Origin of the sequence: Falsigemmobacter faecalis (genome assembly GCF_003863335.1) — a bacterium.
GTDB lineage: Bacteria > Pseudomonadota > Alphaproteobacteria > Rhodobacterales > Rhodobacteraceae > Wagnerdoeblera > Wagnerdoeblera faecalis.
Genome location: NZ_RRAZ01000023.1, coordinates 43,821 through 56,880, shown reverse-complemented (window position 1 = coordinate 56,880; position 13,060 = coordinate 43,821). Strand labels below are relative to the sequence as shown.

The following is a 13,060-nucleotide window of genomic DNA, read 5'->3' as shown; positions in this document are numbered from 1 at the left end:
CACAACCAGCTGCCGTTCCCGGCTGCCCTGCTGCGGTGAAGGGGTATCTATGGCCTTCTCACACCGCCCGCAAGAGCGAAAACGGATTAATTTTAACTTTTTGGATTTTATTTCGGAACCCGTCGGGGAAGGCGGGCTTTTCATGATGGAGCGCCGGTTCAGGAGGCGGCCCCTTTCCGGCGACGCGTGAGCCTGAGGAAGACCAGACCCGCAATCAGGCCCGCATAGATCAGTGCCTCTGCTTCCCAGACCTTGCCCACCATGAGAAAATGCACTACCGCAAGAGAGGCCGCGGGCCAGGTCAGAAGATGCAGCCGCCGCCAGCGCAGCGGCCCCATGGCACGGAGTGCGCGGTCTGAACTGGTCACGGCCAGCGGCAGGAGCAGCACAAAGGCCGCCATTCCGATCATAATATAGGGACGCTTTGTCAGATCCCGGCCGATCTCTCCCCAGCGGAACTGCAGATCAAGGCTCAGCCAGATCAGCAGATGGCAGAGCGCATAGGTAAAACTCAGCAGGCCCAGGGCGCGGCGCCAGCGCATCAGGTTTACGCCCGCAAGCCGCAGAAGGGGCGTTACCGCCAGGGCTGCGATGAGAAACTGCAGCGCATGAAGGCCAAAGCCATGCTCAAGCGCCTTAAGGGGATCTGCACCAAGACGGCCGATGAAAAGCTGCGCCACCAGCCAGAGGCCGGGCAGCAGACCAAGGGCCCAGACCATAAAGACCGGCACGCGGCGCAGCGCAGCGTTCAGCGGGGGTGCAAAAGACAGCGTCACTTAATAGTTCACCGCAAGATCCATTCCGGTATAGAGCCCTGCGACTTCCCCGGCGTAGCCATTGAACATCAGCGTGTCGCGGCGGGGCGCAAAGAAGCCCTCTCCGATACGGCGCTCGCTGGCCTGGCTCCAGCGGGGATGGTCCACACCGGGATTCACATTGGCGTAAAAGCCGTATTCTGAGGGCTGAAGGCGCTGCCAGGTGGTGGGGGGCTGCCCGGAGGTCAGGGTGATCTTCACCACCGATTTGATCGACTTGAAGCCATATTTCCACGGCACCACCAGGCGCAGCGGCGCGCCGTTCTGCTTTTCCAGCGGATCGCCATAGAGCCCGGTCGCCAAAAGCGTGAGCGGGTTCATTGCCTCATCAAGGCGCAGCCCCTCGACATAGGGGAAATCCAGCAGACGGCGTTTAACGCCTGGCATTTCCTCAGGCCGCGCGAGGGTCTCAAAGGCCACGAAGGTCGCACCGGACTGCGGACCGACGCGGTTCAGAAGCCCCGCCAGCGGAAAGCCCAACCAGGGGATCACCATCGACCAGCCCTCAACACAGCGCAGACGGTAGATATGCTCGCCGATCGGCTGGTCTTTCAGCACATCGGCCAGATCATAGCGGCCAGGACGATCCACAAGGCCCGCGATTTCCACCGACCACGGGTCAATGGTCATGCTGCCTGCATATTTCGACGGATCGCTTTTATCGAAGCCGAATTCGTAGAAGTTATTATAGGTGGTGATCGCCTCCCGCGGGGTCAGATCACCGGGGGGCTCAGCCGCGCGGGCTGTGGAGGCAAAGGCCAGCGCTCCGGCCGCGCCAATAAAGTGGCGGCGCGACAGGAAGAGTGATTTTGGCGTCACATCTGACCAGCGCAGATCAGAGGGAGAGCGACGGGGCATGGCGAACCTCAGGCTTGAACCTGATCACTGTGCCAAAGCCGCGCCGCTCTGCCCAATCACAAGTGCAACAGCCCTCAGAGGCCCAGAACGTCGAGCATGTTATATTCGCCGGGCTTTTTGCCCTGCCCCCAGAGCGCAGCTTTCAGTGCGCCGCGCGCAAAGACGGCGCGGTCGGTTGCCAGGTGGCGAAGCACGATCCGCTCGCCTTCGGTGGCGAACAGCACATCATGCTCGCCCACGATATCGCCGCCGCGGATGGCGGAAAAGCCGATGTGACCAGCCTCACGCGCCCCGGTGATGCCGTCGCGGCCCCGGTCCGAGACATCTGCAAGAGCGACGCCCCGGCCCTCTGCTGCCGCTTCGCCCAGCATCAGCGCGGTGCCCGAGGGGGCATCGACCTTGTGGCGGTGGTGCGCCTCGATCACTTCGATATCCCAGTCGGTGTCCAGCGCCTGAGCCACCTTCTTCGTCAGCTGCACCAGAAGATTGACCCCGAGGCTCATATTGCCGGCGCGAATGATGGTGGCGTGACGCGCGGCGGCGGCGATCTTTTCCAGATGCTCTGCCTCAAGGCCGGTGGTGCCGATGACATGCACGGCCCGCGCCTGGGCGGCGAGGGCGGCAAATTCAACCGTCGCCGCAGGCGCCGTGAAATCGATCACCGCCTGGGCTTTGGCAAACACCTCAACCGGATCGTCGCTGACCAGAACGCCCGCAGGCTGACCACCCAGGCAGACCCCGATATCCTGACCGACCCAGGGGTGGCCCGCACGCTCCAGGCAGCCCGTCAGACGCAGCTTCTCAGAGGCAAGCGCGAGACCGACCAGCATCCGGCCCATCCGGCCCGAAACCCCTGTGATTACAATTCCCGGCAGATCCGACATGGCACCCTCATCTTCGGCAGCGTCTTTTAACCTGGGCCCCTTCTAAACGTCGCAGGCCGGGGTGCAAAGCCGCCCGTTGCGGCAGAGGCCCAAAGCGCCTATCTGAGAGGCATGGCAAAGAACAGCATCTCTTCGGGCGCCGGCCCCTCTCAACGTCAGCTTCGCGTGGGCGAACTGATCCGCCGCACTCTGTCGGACGTGCTTGCGCGCGCGGATGTGCATGATCCTGACCTGAACCGCCACTCGATCACCGTGGGCGAGGTCAGCCTCTCGAACGATCTGAAGGTGGCGACGGCCTATGTCATGACGCTCGGCGGCAGTGACTCACAGGCGGCGATCACCGCGCTTGCGCGCAACAAGGGCGAATTGCGCCATTTGATCGGCAAGAAACTGACGCTGAAATATGCGCCGGATCTGCGCTTCCGTCTGGACGAAACCTTTGATCGTCTGGATGAAACCCGCCGCCTCTTCGCGGATGAGCGGGTACAGCGCGACCTTGTGGCCCGCGATGACGACGAGGATGCAGGCGATGCGCCTGCCGGGGACAATGATCGCTGAAAAGCTGATCCGGGCGGCGGCGGCTTTGCTGCTGTCGGCCACGGGCGCGTTTGCAATGGATGCGCCCCCCGCCTGCCGTGAGATCCCCTTTGAGGGGATCCGGCACAGCGTCTGCGAAGTGAGGGCGGGGGCCGATCTGCGGCTGTTCCTGCGCGACGAAAGCGGCGCGACCTTAGGCAGTTTCTCGCGAATCGATCAGATCCTGGCCCCTGAGGGTCAGGCTTTGCGCTTTGCGATGAACGCGGGGATGTATCATTCCGACCGCAGCCCGGTGGGGCTGCATATTGAGGGCGGCCGCGAACTTGCGCCCATCGTCACCGCCTCGGGCCCGGGGAATTTCGGCATGACGCCGAACGGGGTCTTTTGCGTGACGCCTGAGGGCAGCTTTCAGATCCGGGAGTCGCGCAGCTTTGCCAAAGAGCGTCCCGACTGCCGCTTTGCCACCCAGTCGGGGCCGTTGCTGCTGATTGAGGGCGCGCTGCACCCGCGTTTTTTGCCTGATTCGACCTCGCGCTATACCCGCAACGGGGTGGGCGTCAGCGCCGATGGCAGTCGCGCATATTTCGTGATTTCCGGCGGGCGGGTGAGTTTTCACCAGTTTGCCCGCTTTTTCCGCGATGCGCTTGGGCTGCAACAGGCGCTCTACTTCGACGGGAATATCTCGCGGCTCTATGCGCCCGATCTCGGGCGCAATGACTTTGGTTTTGCCATGGGTCCGGTGATCGGACTGGTGGAACCCGGCCGCTGAGCGGCTCAGACCACGCCGTAGCCCGCGCCTGCGCCGGTCACGAGGCACCACCAGATTTTGCCGCTGCTTTCCTGGAAGAACGAAAAGCCGATCTCGCGCACATCCGCCTGCATCAGCACGTTGCGGGTGTCAGCATCGGCCATCCAGGCAGCCAGGGTCTCGGTCTCATTTTCATAGGTCTCGGAGATCAGCTCGCCCAGAACCTGGCCGCGATAGCCCACGCGCTGCGCGCGCTGCAGCGGCGATGAGCCGTCCGAGCCGAAGTGCCAGGGCCGGTTCTGCACCGACATATCGCGGGCATGGGTGGCGGCTGCGGCATTGAGTTCTGCACTCAGCTGCACCGGGGCCTGGCCACGCGCCTGGCGCAGAGCATTGACCGAATCAACCATCCGCAGCTGCAGACGCCCCTCATCCGCGGGGCTCAGACGCAGCAGTTGCGGCAGCGGCTTTCCGTCCGGGCCCAGACGCCCGGCACCGCCGCCGCCGATCGTCTGACCGCAGGCGGCAAGCGCAAGCGTGGAGAGAAGCGAGACGAGCAGTTGACGACGCTTTAGCACGAAGACCATCCTCTGAAAGTGGCGCAGGACGCGCACAGGCTGCAGGCCAGTAGCATGAAACGGCCCCTTTCTGTCAATTCCACCCCGTCCGACCCGGCTTTTTCCTGCCTGGAGCGGCGGTTTGACAGCCGTTTGATTTGCGCAGGCGGGGCGGCGGACGTAAAGGAGGTACATTCCGATGTACCGATGTATCTCCCGAAGGAGTGATGATGTCGCGCGATCTGTTTCCCAATCCTGGCCGTCGCCTGTTCCTGGGCTCGGCAGCAGCCGCGGCTGTGACCGGCCTTGCTGCACCGGCCCTGGCGCAGTTTGCAGGTGGCAACAGCACTGAGATGGAATCTGCCGTCAGCGCCTCGCGCCGGCACAATATCTCCAGCTTCCGGATCCTGCAGTGGCAGCCCTATTTTGAGAACCTGAGGAACGGCGCGATCCTCGCGGATCTCACCTCGCGGGCGCTGCACTTCTGGTCCGAGGATCAGTCGGTCTACCGCCTCTATCCGACCTCGGTGCCGCTGAGCTCAGATCTGACCCGCACGGGCCGGACCACCATCACCAAAAAAGACCCCGCGCCAAGCTGGACGCCGACGCCTTCGATGCGCCAGCGCAACCCGGAATGGCCGCCGCATATCAAAGCGGGCGATCCGGATAACCCGATGGGCGTGCGCGCCATGCATCTGAGCTGGACCTACTACCGGATCCACGGCACCCATGACACGCGCAAGATCGGCAGGCGCTCATCCAACGGTTGCATCGGCCTTTACAACGAGCATGTGCTGGAGCTTTATGACCTCTGCAAAGTTGGCACTCAGGTGTTGCTGATTTAACAACGTGGCGGTAATGCCACAGCCGCACAGCTTTCCACCGTTGCGTTTTTTCAGCACCGATGGTTAGGAGTGTAATACGAGGCATAATGTTCGCGTCCGTCGTCCCCTCAATCACCGGGCGGCGGGTTTACCTGGAGGTTTACTATGAAAAAAATCGCTCTCGCAGCAGCTCTGTCGCTCGCAGCTTCGACCGCCTTCGCTGGCGGCCTGGTTGCTCCGGTTGTTGAGCCGGAAGTCGTTAAAGCACAGACCTCGTCGTCCTCGGGCATCCTGGTCCCGCTGCTGCTCCTGGTCGTGATCGCTGCTGCTGCTGCGAAGTAATCTGACCGGATTACGGAAAGGGCGTCCCTCGGGGCGCCCTTTTTGTTTGCCCGAAAGGGTAAAGAAAAAGGCGCCCCCCGGGGCGCCTGTTTCAGTCTCAGGCCACCCAGCCCTGCAGGTTCTCACTGATCACCGCCAGAAGCGCCTCGATATGGGCCGCATCATCGTTGAGGCAGGGGATATAGGTGAAGCTCTCGCCACCGGCGTGAACGAAGGCCTCCCGGATCTCACCCTGGATCTCTTCCAGCGTCTCGATGCAGTCGGACGAAAACGCCGGCGCGATCACGGCGATGTTCTTTTTGCCCTGCTTTGCGAGTTCGGCCACATGCTCAACCGTATAGGGGCGCAGCCATTCTTCGGTGCCGAAGACCGACTGGAAGGAGGTGTTGATATCCTCTTTCGCCCAGCCCAGACGCTCGCGCAGCAGACGCGTGGTCTTGTGGCATTTGCAGAAGTAGGGGTCGCCCTCCATCAGATAGCGTTTGGGCATCCCGTGATAGCTGGCCACCAGAACGTCGGGGCGTTTGGGCAGCGCGGCATAGGCCCGCTCAACCGATTTCGCCAGCGCATCAATATAGGTCGGATGCTCAAAGTAATCCGGCACGGTGCGCGCGGCGGGCTGCCATTTTTCTTCCATCAGCGCGCGGAAGAACTGGTCATTGGCCGTGGCGGTCGTGGCCCCTGCATATTGCGGATAAAGCGGAAAGAAGACGATCTTATCGCAGCCCGCCGCCACCATTTCCCGCACCTTCGATTTCGTCGAAGGATTGCCGTAGCGCATGCAGAAATCGACCATGACGGTATCGCCGTAGCGCGCCTTCAGCCCCTCAGCCACCGCGCTGGTCTGATCGCGGGTGATGGTCATCAGCGGGCTCTCATCTTTCTCTTTGTTCCAGATGAGTTTGTAATTCGCGCCCGAGGTGAAAGGCCGTTTGGTCAGGATAATCAGCTGCAGCAGCGGCTGCCATTTCCACTTCGGATAATCGATGACGCGCTGGTCCGAGAGGAACTCATTGAGATAGCGCCGCATCGACCAGTAATCGGTCTGATCGGGCGTTCCGAGATTGGCCAGCAGCACGCCGACCTTCGCAGGTTTCAGCATGGGGTGATCTGCGGGGGCATGAGCCGGGCGCAGAGTGCCGGTCAGGGACGCATCAGACATGAAAAATTCCTCTGGCAGCAAAGCTTGAGCAGACAGACAATCAGGCATTGCCCGTCAAAAGTTGCCCTTTCAAATAAGGCGAAATCACCGCAGGTCAATCATCGTCGCTGCGACCGATCGCCCCTGGCAGGCGGGGCGGCGCGGCATTCAGAGCCTCAGCAAGACTATGCGCGGCTGATCCGGGCCGCAACGGCTTCTGCTGGCTTTCATGCGGCTTCCAGCCGGTCAGATAGACCATCTCAAAGGTCGCGGCGATGCGGTCTCCTTCGGGGAAGTGCTCGCCATAAAGTGAAGCGGCACGCAGGAAAATCTCCCGGCCGGTGAAGCGGCGGAGGCGATCGTTCAGCGCATTCGCCTCGCCCATGGCGCGCAGATCGCCCATCAGGTGGAAGAGATCGCGATAGGCAACGCGCTGGCTTTGCGAATCCGCCACCGGAAGGGCAAGCCCTGAGCGCTGCAAAAGACCGCCCAGATCGCGGATCTCAGCCATCGGCAGCACCCGCGGCGCCAGACCGCCCCGCACCCCGGCTTCCGCCTGGGCCAGAACGGCGCGCAGTTCGGACAGCGTCTGGCCGCCAAACAACACCGCCATCATCAGCCCGTCCGGCCTGAGCGCCCGCGCGCATTGAATAAGCTGGCCCACCGGATCATTCGACCAATGCAGCGCCAGCGCATGAATCACCAGATCCTGGCTTTCCGGCGCAAGATCCAGAATCTCGCTGTCGGCGATGACCCGCGCGCCTGCGATCCGTCCGGCCCAGACCTCGGGCCAGGGAGAAACAATCGTCACATCCGTAAAGGTTCTTTTAACCTCTGAGAGGCGATCCTGCACTTCATCGGCCACCAGCTCGTGCAAAAACAGCGCCGGGTCGCGGGTCGCGCGGGCACGGTTGCGGGCAAGGGCGGCGGTGTCGGTCAGGATGGGGGCGCTCATAGCGGGCACCTAAGGGGGGGAGGCATGAAAATTCAAGCCCTGCCGGCCCTCAGCGCGGCGATCCGCATGATCTGGCCGGCGCAATGCCTGGTCTGCAGCGATGCCGTTGATGGCGACGGCGGCGTCTGCCCCGCCTGCTGGCCCGATCTGCCGATGATCTCGGGTCTCTGCTGCAGGCTTTGCGGCGCCCCGCTTCCCGGAGCAATGGGGGCGGCAGAGGCCGACTGCGACGACTGCCTGCGCAGCCGCCCGCCCTGGACGGCGGGGCGGGCGGCCTTTCTCTATGAGGGCGCGGCCCGGCAGCTGGTTTTGCAGCTCAAACATGGGGACCGTCCGGATCTGGCCCGAGCCCTGGCCGCAAGGCTTCATCATGCGCTGCGTCCGCTGATACCCCGGGGGCCGATGCTGATCGTTCCGGTGCCGCTGCACCGGCTGCGCTTTCTGAGGCGGCGCTATAATCAGTCTGCCCTGCTGGCCCGGGCGCTCAGCCAGCGCCTCGACTGGCCCTGGTGCCCGGATCTTCTGCTGCGCAGCCGCGCAACGCAGCTTCAGGACGGCCTCAGCCGAAGCGGGCGGCGCGACAATCTGCAAGGCGCCTTCACCCTCAACCCCGCACGGGTGAAAGAGATTTCCCGCGCCCCGGAGGCAAAAATCCTGCTGATCGATGATGTGATGACCACCGGTGCCACCCTTGCAGAGGCGACAAAGGGCCTGCGCAATGGCGGCGCGGGAGAGGTTTTCACCCTGACCCTCGCCCGTGTGGCCCCTGCGGTCTGATCCGCCCCTCAGGCGCGCCCGGCAGAGGCGGAGAGCACCAGAGGATCGATCCCCATGCCCGCCAGAGCCCGCGTCCATTTTCCCGCATCCGCGCTGCTGAAGATCAGATCCGGCGCCGGGTCTCCGACCAGCCAGTCGCTGCGGGCAATCTCGCCCTCCAGCTGACCCTCTCCCCATCCGGCATAGCCCAGCACCATCAGCGCCTCTTTCGGCCCCCCGCCTGCGGCCAGCTCACTCAGAACCGACTGGGTGGTGGTCAGCCCATAGCCGCCCGCCACCATCATGGTGCCATCCGGGTCGCGCCAGTCATCGCTGTGCAGCACGAAGCCGCGTCCGGACTCAACGGGGCCGCCGAACTGCACCGGCACCGGCCGAACCGGGCCACCGTCAGACAGCTTCAGCTGCTTGAGCAGCTCCGCAAACTTCAGCCCCGGCAATGGCTTGTTCAGAATCAGCCCCATGGCCCCCTCTGCAGAATGGCTGCAGATCAGGATCACGCTTTTTTCAAAGCGCGTGTCCCCCATCGCAGGCATGGCAATTAAAATCTTGCCGCTCAGGTCCATAGCGGGTGTCCTTTGACTGATCCTGCGACAGGTTGGCCCCGCCAGGCGTTGCATGCAAGCCACCCTCGCGCAGGCATCGCCTTATTGTGACTTTGATTTCGCAAAAAGCGGCGTCACAAGCGGAGGATGTTTCGCAAACTCCGCACCCTGATCTGTCTGACCGCGATGGCGCTGTCCACCGCCCTGCCCGCCAGGGCGCAAAGCCTTGGGGATATCCTTGAGGCAGAGCTGCTGCCCGGCTGGCAAACGGAAAGCGGTGCGCATATGGCCGCAATCCGGCTGACCCTGGCCTCCGGGTGGAAAACCTATTGGCGCAGCCCCGGTGATGCGGGCATCCCGCCCGAAATCTCCTGGACCGGCTCAGAGAACCTCCAGGGCGTGAAACTGTTGTGGCCCACGCCGGAAGTCTTTCACTTCAATGGCATGCAAAGCATCGGCTATAGCCGGGAGGTGATTTTGCCGGTGGAGATTTTCCCCCGCGATGCCTCGCGCCCGGTGCATCTGGAGACCGCGCTTGATCTGGGCGTCTGCCGCGACATCTGCGTGCCCGCCCGGGTGCATCTGGCCTCAACGCTCAGCGGGGCGGGCAAACCGGATCCGGCGATCCGCCGCGCGCTTGGCGCGCAGCCTGTCAACGCCCGGGCCCTTGGCCTCAGCGCCACCCGCTGCCGCCTGGAGCCGACGCGCCGCGGCATGAAACTGGCGGTTGATCTGAGCATGCCGCCGATGGGGGCTGACGAAATCGTGGTCATCGAGACCAGCGATGGCAATACCTGGGTCTCAGAGGCGCGCAGCCAGCGGCGCGGCGGCGTTCTTCACGCCGAAGCCGATCTGGCAAGCCTTGATGGCCGCCCGCTCAGCTTTGATCGCTCGGGCCTGCGGGTGACGGTTCTCGCAGGCGGTAAAGCGGCTGAAGCGCGGGGCTGTCAGGGCGGCTGAGGCTTACTTCCGCCGCTTATGCTCTTCCAGGCGCGGGAAAATTTCCACGAAGTTGCAGGGCATGTGGCGGTAGTCGAGCTGCTTCACCAGGATCTCATCCCAGGCATCGCGACAGGCCCCCGGGCTTCCCGGCAGCGCGAAGAGATAGGTCCCGCCTGCAACACCCCCACAGGCGCGGCTCTGGACCGCCGAGGTGCCGATTTTCTGCATCGAAATAATGGTAAAGACCGTGCCAAAGGCATCGATCTCTTTTTCATAAACATCGCGGTGCGCCTCAACCGTCACATCGCGCCCGGTCAGCCCGGTGCCGCCGGTTGAGATAATCACATCAATCTCCGGATCGGCCACCCAGGCGCGCAGCTGTGCGGCGATCTCAGTGCGGTCATCGGGCAGGATATGGCGCGCGGCCAGCAGATGGCCCGCCGCTTCAATCCGCGCCACCAGGGTATCGCCCGAGCGGTCTTCGGCCAGCGAGCGGCTGTCCGAGACGGTCAGCACGGCGATACGGACAGGGATAAATTCGCGGCTCATGGGGTCAACCTTGCCTTCAGCGACAGCAGATCCTCCCAGGATCCGCGTTTGAGATATGTGTTCTGCAGCAGCATCAAAGGCGGCAGCGAGACCAGCGCCGGGCGGCCCATCACCTCTGTCCAGCTGCCCCGCAGGCTCAGCAGACCGGATTTCCCAAGCAAAGCCTGAACAACCATCTGCCCGGTCAGCACGACCAGATCCGGGGCAGCCAGCTCAATATGGCGGCGCAGAAAGGGCACCATCATAGCCGATACGCCCGGATCCTGCGCCCGCGCCCCAAGGACCGGCCAGGGGATGAAGGGCGCCACATAGACCGCGCTTTGCAGATCAGGGCTTTGCGTGCTGAGCCCGATAGCCCCCAGCATTTTCGCAAAGAGCCCCGCCGAGGGTCCGGCGAAAATCTGCCCCGCACGATCCTCAGCCGAGCCGGGCGGATCGGTGATCCACATGACCCGCGCGCCCGCAGCCCCCTCAGAGAAAAGGAAATTCCGCGCGCCGCGCTTCAGATCGGAATGCGGGAAATTCTGCATCGCCTCAGCGAGGGCCGCGAGATCGGGCGCTGCCGCGGCACTGCGGCGGGCCTCAACCTCAGGATCGACCTTCACCACCACCGGCGGCTCAGCCCGCAGAGGCGCTGCCCCGCGCCGCTCTGCCCCCGCGGGCGCAGCCGGGGCCTCTGCCGCGCGGGCGGCGGCGGCTTCCTTTTGCGCCTCAAAAGCGGCGAAACGGTCGAGCGGTGCCTCTTCCATACATTCATCGACGCCTGCATCGGCCTGAAGGGCCAGCAGCGCTTCGATCACCCGCGGATCAAGGGTTGAGAGGTCAGCATCAAAACTCATGCGCTGACCCTATGACAAATCCCCCCTCTGGGGAACATGGGCTTTGCGGTCGCGCGCTGAGAAATCGCGCAGAAATCTCTGTCACCAGGCCGCGATCAGACCCTGCGCCGCCTTGCCGCGATCAAAGCCGCGCCCTATAAGCAGCCCATTCCGGACAAGGAGGCCCCCGATGTCGTTCCGTCAGCGCCATCTCCTCGGCATCGAGCCGCTGTCACCCCAGGAAATCCTGACCATTCTGGACCTTGCAGATCGTTACGTCGATCTGAACCGGCGCACGGTGAAGCGCACGGATGTCCTGGAAGGGCTGACCCAGATCAATATGTTCTTTGAGAACTCCACCCGCACGCAAAGCAGCTTTGAGCTGGCGGGCAAGCGCCTTGGCGCGGATGTCATGAATATGTCGATGCAGACCTCCAGCGTGAAGAAGGGCGAGACGCTGATCGACACCGCCCTGACGCTGAACGCCATGCACCCGGATCTGCTGGTCGTGCGCCACCCGAATTCCGGCGCGGTGAACCTGCTGGCTTCCAAAGTGGAATGCGCGGTGCTGAACGCCGGAGACGGCCGCCATGAGCATCCGACCCAGGCGCTGCTTGATGCGCTGACGATCCGCCGCAAAAAGGGCCGCATTCAGCGCCTGACCGTGGCGATCTGCGGCGACATCGCCCATAGCCGCGTGGCGCGCTCGAACCTGATCCTGCTGGGCAAGATGGAAAACCGCATCCGTCTGATCGGCCCGCCGACCCTGATGCCCGCGGGCTTCAAAGAATTCGGCGCAGAAGTCTATGAAGACATGAACGAGGGTCTGAAAGACGCCGATGTCGTCATGATGCTGCGCCTTCAGAAAGAGCGTATGGACGGCGGCTTCATTCCGTCAGAGCGCGAATATTTCCACCGCTACGGCCTTGATGCAGCGAAGCTGTCGCACGCCCGGCCCGATGCCATCGTCATGCACCCCGGCCCGATGAACCGCGGCGTTGAGATCGACGGCGAGATCGCCGACGACATCAACCGCTCGGTCATCCAGGAGCAGGTTGAAATGGGCGTCGCGGTCCGCATGGCCTGTATGGATCTGCTGGCGCAGAACCTGCGCGCCGAACGCGGCCGCGCTTTGAATGGCGAGACCTATGCCTGAGGACAAAAAGCCAAAGCGCAAAAAGTCTGACGCGGCCATGTCGGGCATGGTCGCCACCGGGGTCCTGGTGGTGATCGCGCTGCTGACCGTGGTTTTCGTGGTGATCGGCGGATGAGCGCGGCCGATCCCTTTCGCGGGCTCGACCCCGAGGCGGGAGAGCGCGTGCTGGCGGAATTTCGCCCCGATAAGGCCGCCTATTGGCGCAGTCATCTGGTGATTGCGGTCGCAGGCGGCGTGATTGCGGGTCTGGTGCTGATCGTTATGGCCAACCCCGACCCCTGGGTCGGCCCGGTTGCGGCCTTTGCGGCGCTGGCTCTGCGCGGCTGGTATCTGCAGTCTGAGGTGCTGGGCATGACCTGGACGCTGACCGATAGGCGGCTGATCCTGCCCGGGGGCCGCGTGTTCCGGCTGAACCGCATCACGAAGGTGCGGAAGTTTCTCAGCGATGTTCAGATCATCACGCTTGATGGTGACAAACATCTGATCCGCTATCCGGCGGATGCGGGGGCTGTGGTCGCCGCGATTGAGACCGCCCGCACAGGCCGCCGCCCATGAGCCGGATCTCCGGCTCTGACCTAAGATATCCGTGGGCTGAGGCCCTGCGCTCTGGCGCTT

18 protein-coding genes are annotated in these 13,060 nt (G+C 63.6%); 9 read left to right on the top strand and 9 right to left on the bottom strand.

The window, feature by feature from the left end; all coding sequences use genetic code 11:
* Nucleotides 1-158: 158 nt before the first annotated feature.
* From msrQ to dapB, 3 genes are all read right to left on the bottom strand, one after another.
* Nucleotides 159-776 (bottom strand): protein-methionine-sulfoxide reductase heme-binding subunit MsrQ, encoded by a 618-nt coding sequence (msrQ, locus tag EG244_RS14765; RefSeq protein ID WP_267900286.1) that lies wholly within the window; start codon nucleotides 774-776, stop codon nucleotides 159-161.
* Nucleotides 777-1,673: a protein-methionine-sulfoxide reductase catalytic subunit MsrP gene (gene msrP / locus EG244_RS14760; protein WP_124965798.1), complete on the bottom strand. Its 897-nt coding sequence runs from the start codon at nucleotides 1,671-1,673 to the stop codon at nucleotides 777-779.
* 74 nt (nucleotides 1,674-1,747) lie between these two features.
* A complete protein-coding gene (dapB, locus tag EG244_RS14755; RefSeq protein WP_124965796.1) occupies nucleotides 1,748-2,557 on the bottom strand; it encodes a 4-hydroxy-tetrahydrodipicolinate reductase in 810 nt (269 codons plus the stop codon).
* Between the two features lie 111 nt (nucleotides 2,558-2,668).
* Between dapB and rbfA the strand changes: the two genes are divergently transcribed.
* Together rbfA and EG244_RS14745 are read left to right on the top strand one after the other, a co-directional pair.
* Nucleotides 2,669-3,115: a 30S ribosome-binding factor RbfA gene (gene rbfA / locus EG244_RS14750; protein WP_124965794.1), complete on the top strand. Its 447-nt coding sequence runs from the start codon at nucleotides 2,669-2,671 to the stop codon at nucleotides 3,113-3,115.
* A complete protein-coding gene (locus EG244_RS14745) occupies nucleotides 3,087-3,863 on the top strand; it encodes a phosphodiester glycosidase family protein (protein WP_407644047.1) in 777 nt (258 codons plus the stop codon). Before rbfA ends, EG244_RS14745 begins: the two co-directional genes overlap by 29 nt.
* Before the next feature lie 5 nt (nucleotides 3,864-3,868).
* On the opposite strand, the gene dalA is transcribed toward EG244_RS14745, so the two are convergent.
* Complete coding sequence (gene dalA, locus EG244_RS14740; protein WP_233589028.1) at nucleotides 3,869-4,420, bottom strand: divisome-associated lipoprotein DalA; 552 nt, start codon at nucleotides 4,418-4,420, stop codon at nucleotides 3,869-3,871.
* Nucleotides 4,421-4,629: 209 nt separating this feature from the next.
* Here dalA and EG244_RS14735 point away from each other — a divergent pair, with 209 nt between their 5' ends.
* Both EG244_RS14735 and EG244_RS20695 read left to right on the top strand, forming a co-directional pair.
* Entirely contained in the window at nucleotides 4,630-5,244 is a 615-nt protein-coding gene (locus EG244_RS14735; protein WP_124965790.1) for a L,D-transpeptidase, read from the top strand.
* A gap of 144 nt (nucleotides 5,245-5,388) precedes the next feature.
* Nucleotides 5,389-5,565: a hypothetical protein gene (locus tag EG244_RS20695; protein ID WP_164888727.1), complete on the top strand. Its 177-nt coding sequence runs from the start codon at nucleotides 5,389-5,391 to the stop codon at nucleotides 5,563-5,565.
* Between the two features lie 97 nt (nucleotides 5,566-5,662).
* On the opposite strand, the gene hemH is transcribed toward EG244_RS20695, so the two are convergent.
* Both hemH and EG244_RS14725 read right to left on the bottom strand, forming a co-directional pair.
* Complete coding sequence (gene hemH, locus EG244_RS14730) at nucleotides 5,663-6,727, bottom strand: ferrochelatase (RefSeq protein ID WP_124965788.1); 1,065 nt, start codon at nucleotides 6,725-6,727, stop codon at nucleotides 5,663-5,665.
* Nucleotides 6,728-6,821: 94 nt separating this feature from the next.
* Nucleotides 6,822-7,661 (bottom strand): methyltransferase domain-containing protein, encoded by an 840-nt coding sequence (locus EG244_RS14725; RefSeq protein WP_124965786.1) that lies wholly within the window; start codon nucleotides 7,659-7,661, stop codon nucleotides 6,822-6,824.
* Between the two features lie 24 nt (nucleotides 7,662-7,685).
* Here EG244_RS14725 and EG244_RS14720 point away from each other — a divergent pair, with 24 nt between their 5' ends.
* Nucleotides 7,686-8,438, top strand: a complete 753-nt coding sequence (locus EG244_RS14720) for a ComF family protein (protein WP_124965784.1) — start codon at nucleotides 7,686-7,688, stop codon at nucleotides 8,436-8,438.
* An 8-nt stretch (nucleotides 8,439-8,446) separates the two neighbouring features.
* Here EG244_RS14720 and EG244_RS14715 read toward each other — a convergent pair whose 3' ends face one another.
* Nucleotides 8,447-9,001: a YqgE/AlgH family protein gene (locus EG244_RS14715; RefSeq protein WP_124965783.1), complete on the bottom strand. Its 555-nt coding sequence runs from the start codon at nucleotides 8,999-9,001 to the stop codon at nucleotides 8,447-8,449.
* 126 nt (nucleotides 9,002-9,127) lie between these two features.
* On the opposite strand from EG244_RS14715, the gene EG244_RS14710 reads away from it, so the two are divergent.
* A complete protein-coding gene (locus EG244_RS14710; protein WP_124965781.1) occupies nucleotides 9,128-9,940 on the top strand; it encodes a protein-disulfide reductase DsbD domain-containing protein in 813 nt (270 codons plus the stop codon).
* Nucleotides 9,941-9,943: 3 nt separating this feature from the next.
* Here EG244_RS14710 and moaB read toward each other — a convergent pair whose 3' ends face one another.
* Nucleotides 9,944-10,471 (bottom strand): molybdenum cofactor biosynthesis protein B, encoded by a 528-nt coding sequence (gene moaB / locus EG244_RS14705; RefSeq protein ID WP_124965779.1) that lies wholly within the window; start codon nucleotides 10,469-10,471, stop codon nucleotides 9,944-9,946.
* Complete coding sequence (locus EG244_RS14700) at nucleotides 10,468-11,310, bottom strand: uracil-DNA glycosylase (RefSeq protein WP_124965777.1); 843 nt, start codon at nucleotides 11,308-11,310, stop codon at nucleotides 10,468-10,470. Before EG244_RS14700 ends, moaB begins: the two co-directional genes overlap by 4 nt.
* Nucleotides 11,311-11,479: 169 nt before the next feature.
* On the opposite strand from EG244_RS14700, the gene EG244_RS14695 reads away from it, so the two are divergent.
* Genes EG244_RS14695 through EG244_RS14690 form a run of 3 tightly spaced genes read left to right on the top strand, consistent with a single transcriptional unit; the run spans nucleotide 11,480 to nucleotide 13,000 of the window.
* A complete protein-coding gene (locus tag EG244_RS14695) occupies nucleotides 11,480-12,445 on the top strand; it encodes an aspartate carbamoyltransferase catalytic subunit (RefSeq protein ID WP_124965775.1) in 966 nt (321 codons plus the stop codon).
* Entirely contained in the window at nucleotides 12,438-12,560 is a 123-nt protein-coding gene (locus EG244_RS21315) for a hypothetical protein (protein ID WP_267900284.1), read from the top strand. Before EG244_RS14695 ends, EG244_RS21315 begins: the two co-directional genes overlap by 8 nt.
* Nucleotides 12,557-13,000: a hypothetical protein gene (locus EG244_RS14690; RefSeq protein ID WP_233589027.1), complete on the top strand. Its 444-nt coding sequence runs from the start codon at nucleotides 12,557-12,559 to the stop codon at nucleotides 12,998-13,000. The genes EG244_RS21315 and EG244_RS14690 overlap by 4 nt, the downstream gene beginning before the upstream one ends.
* Nucleotides 13,001-13,060: the final 60 nt, after the last annotated feature.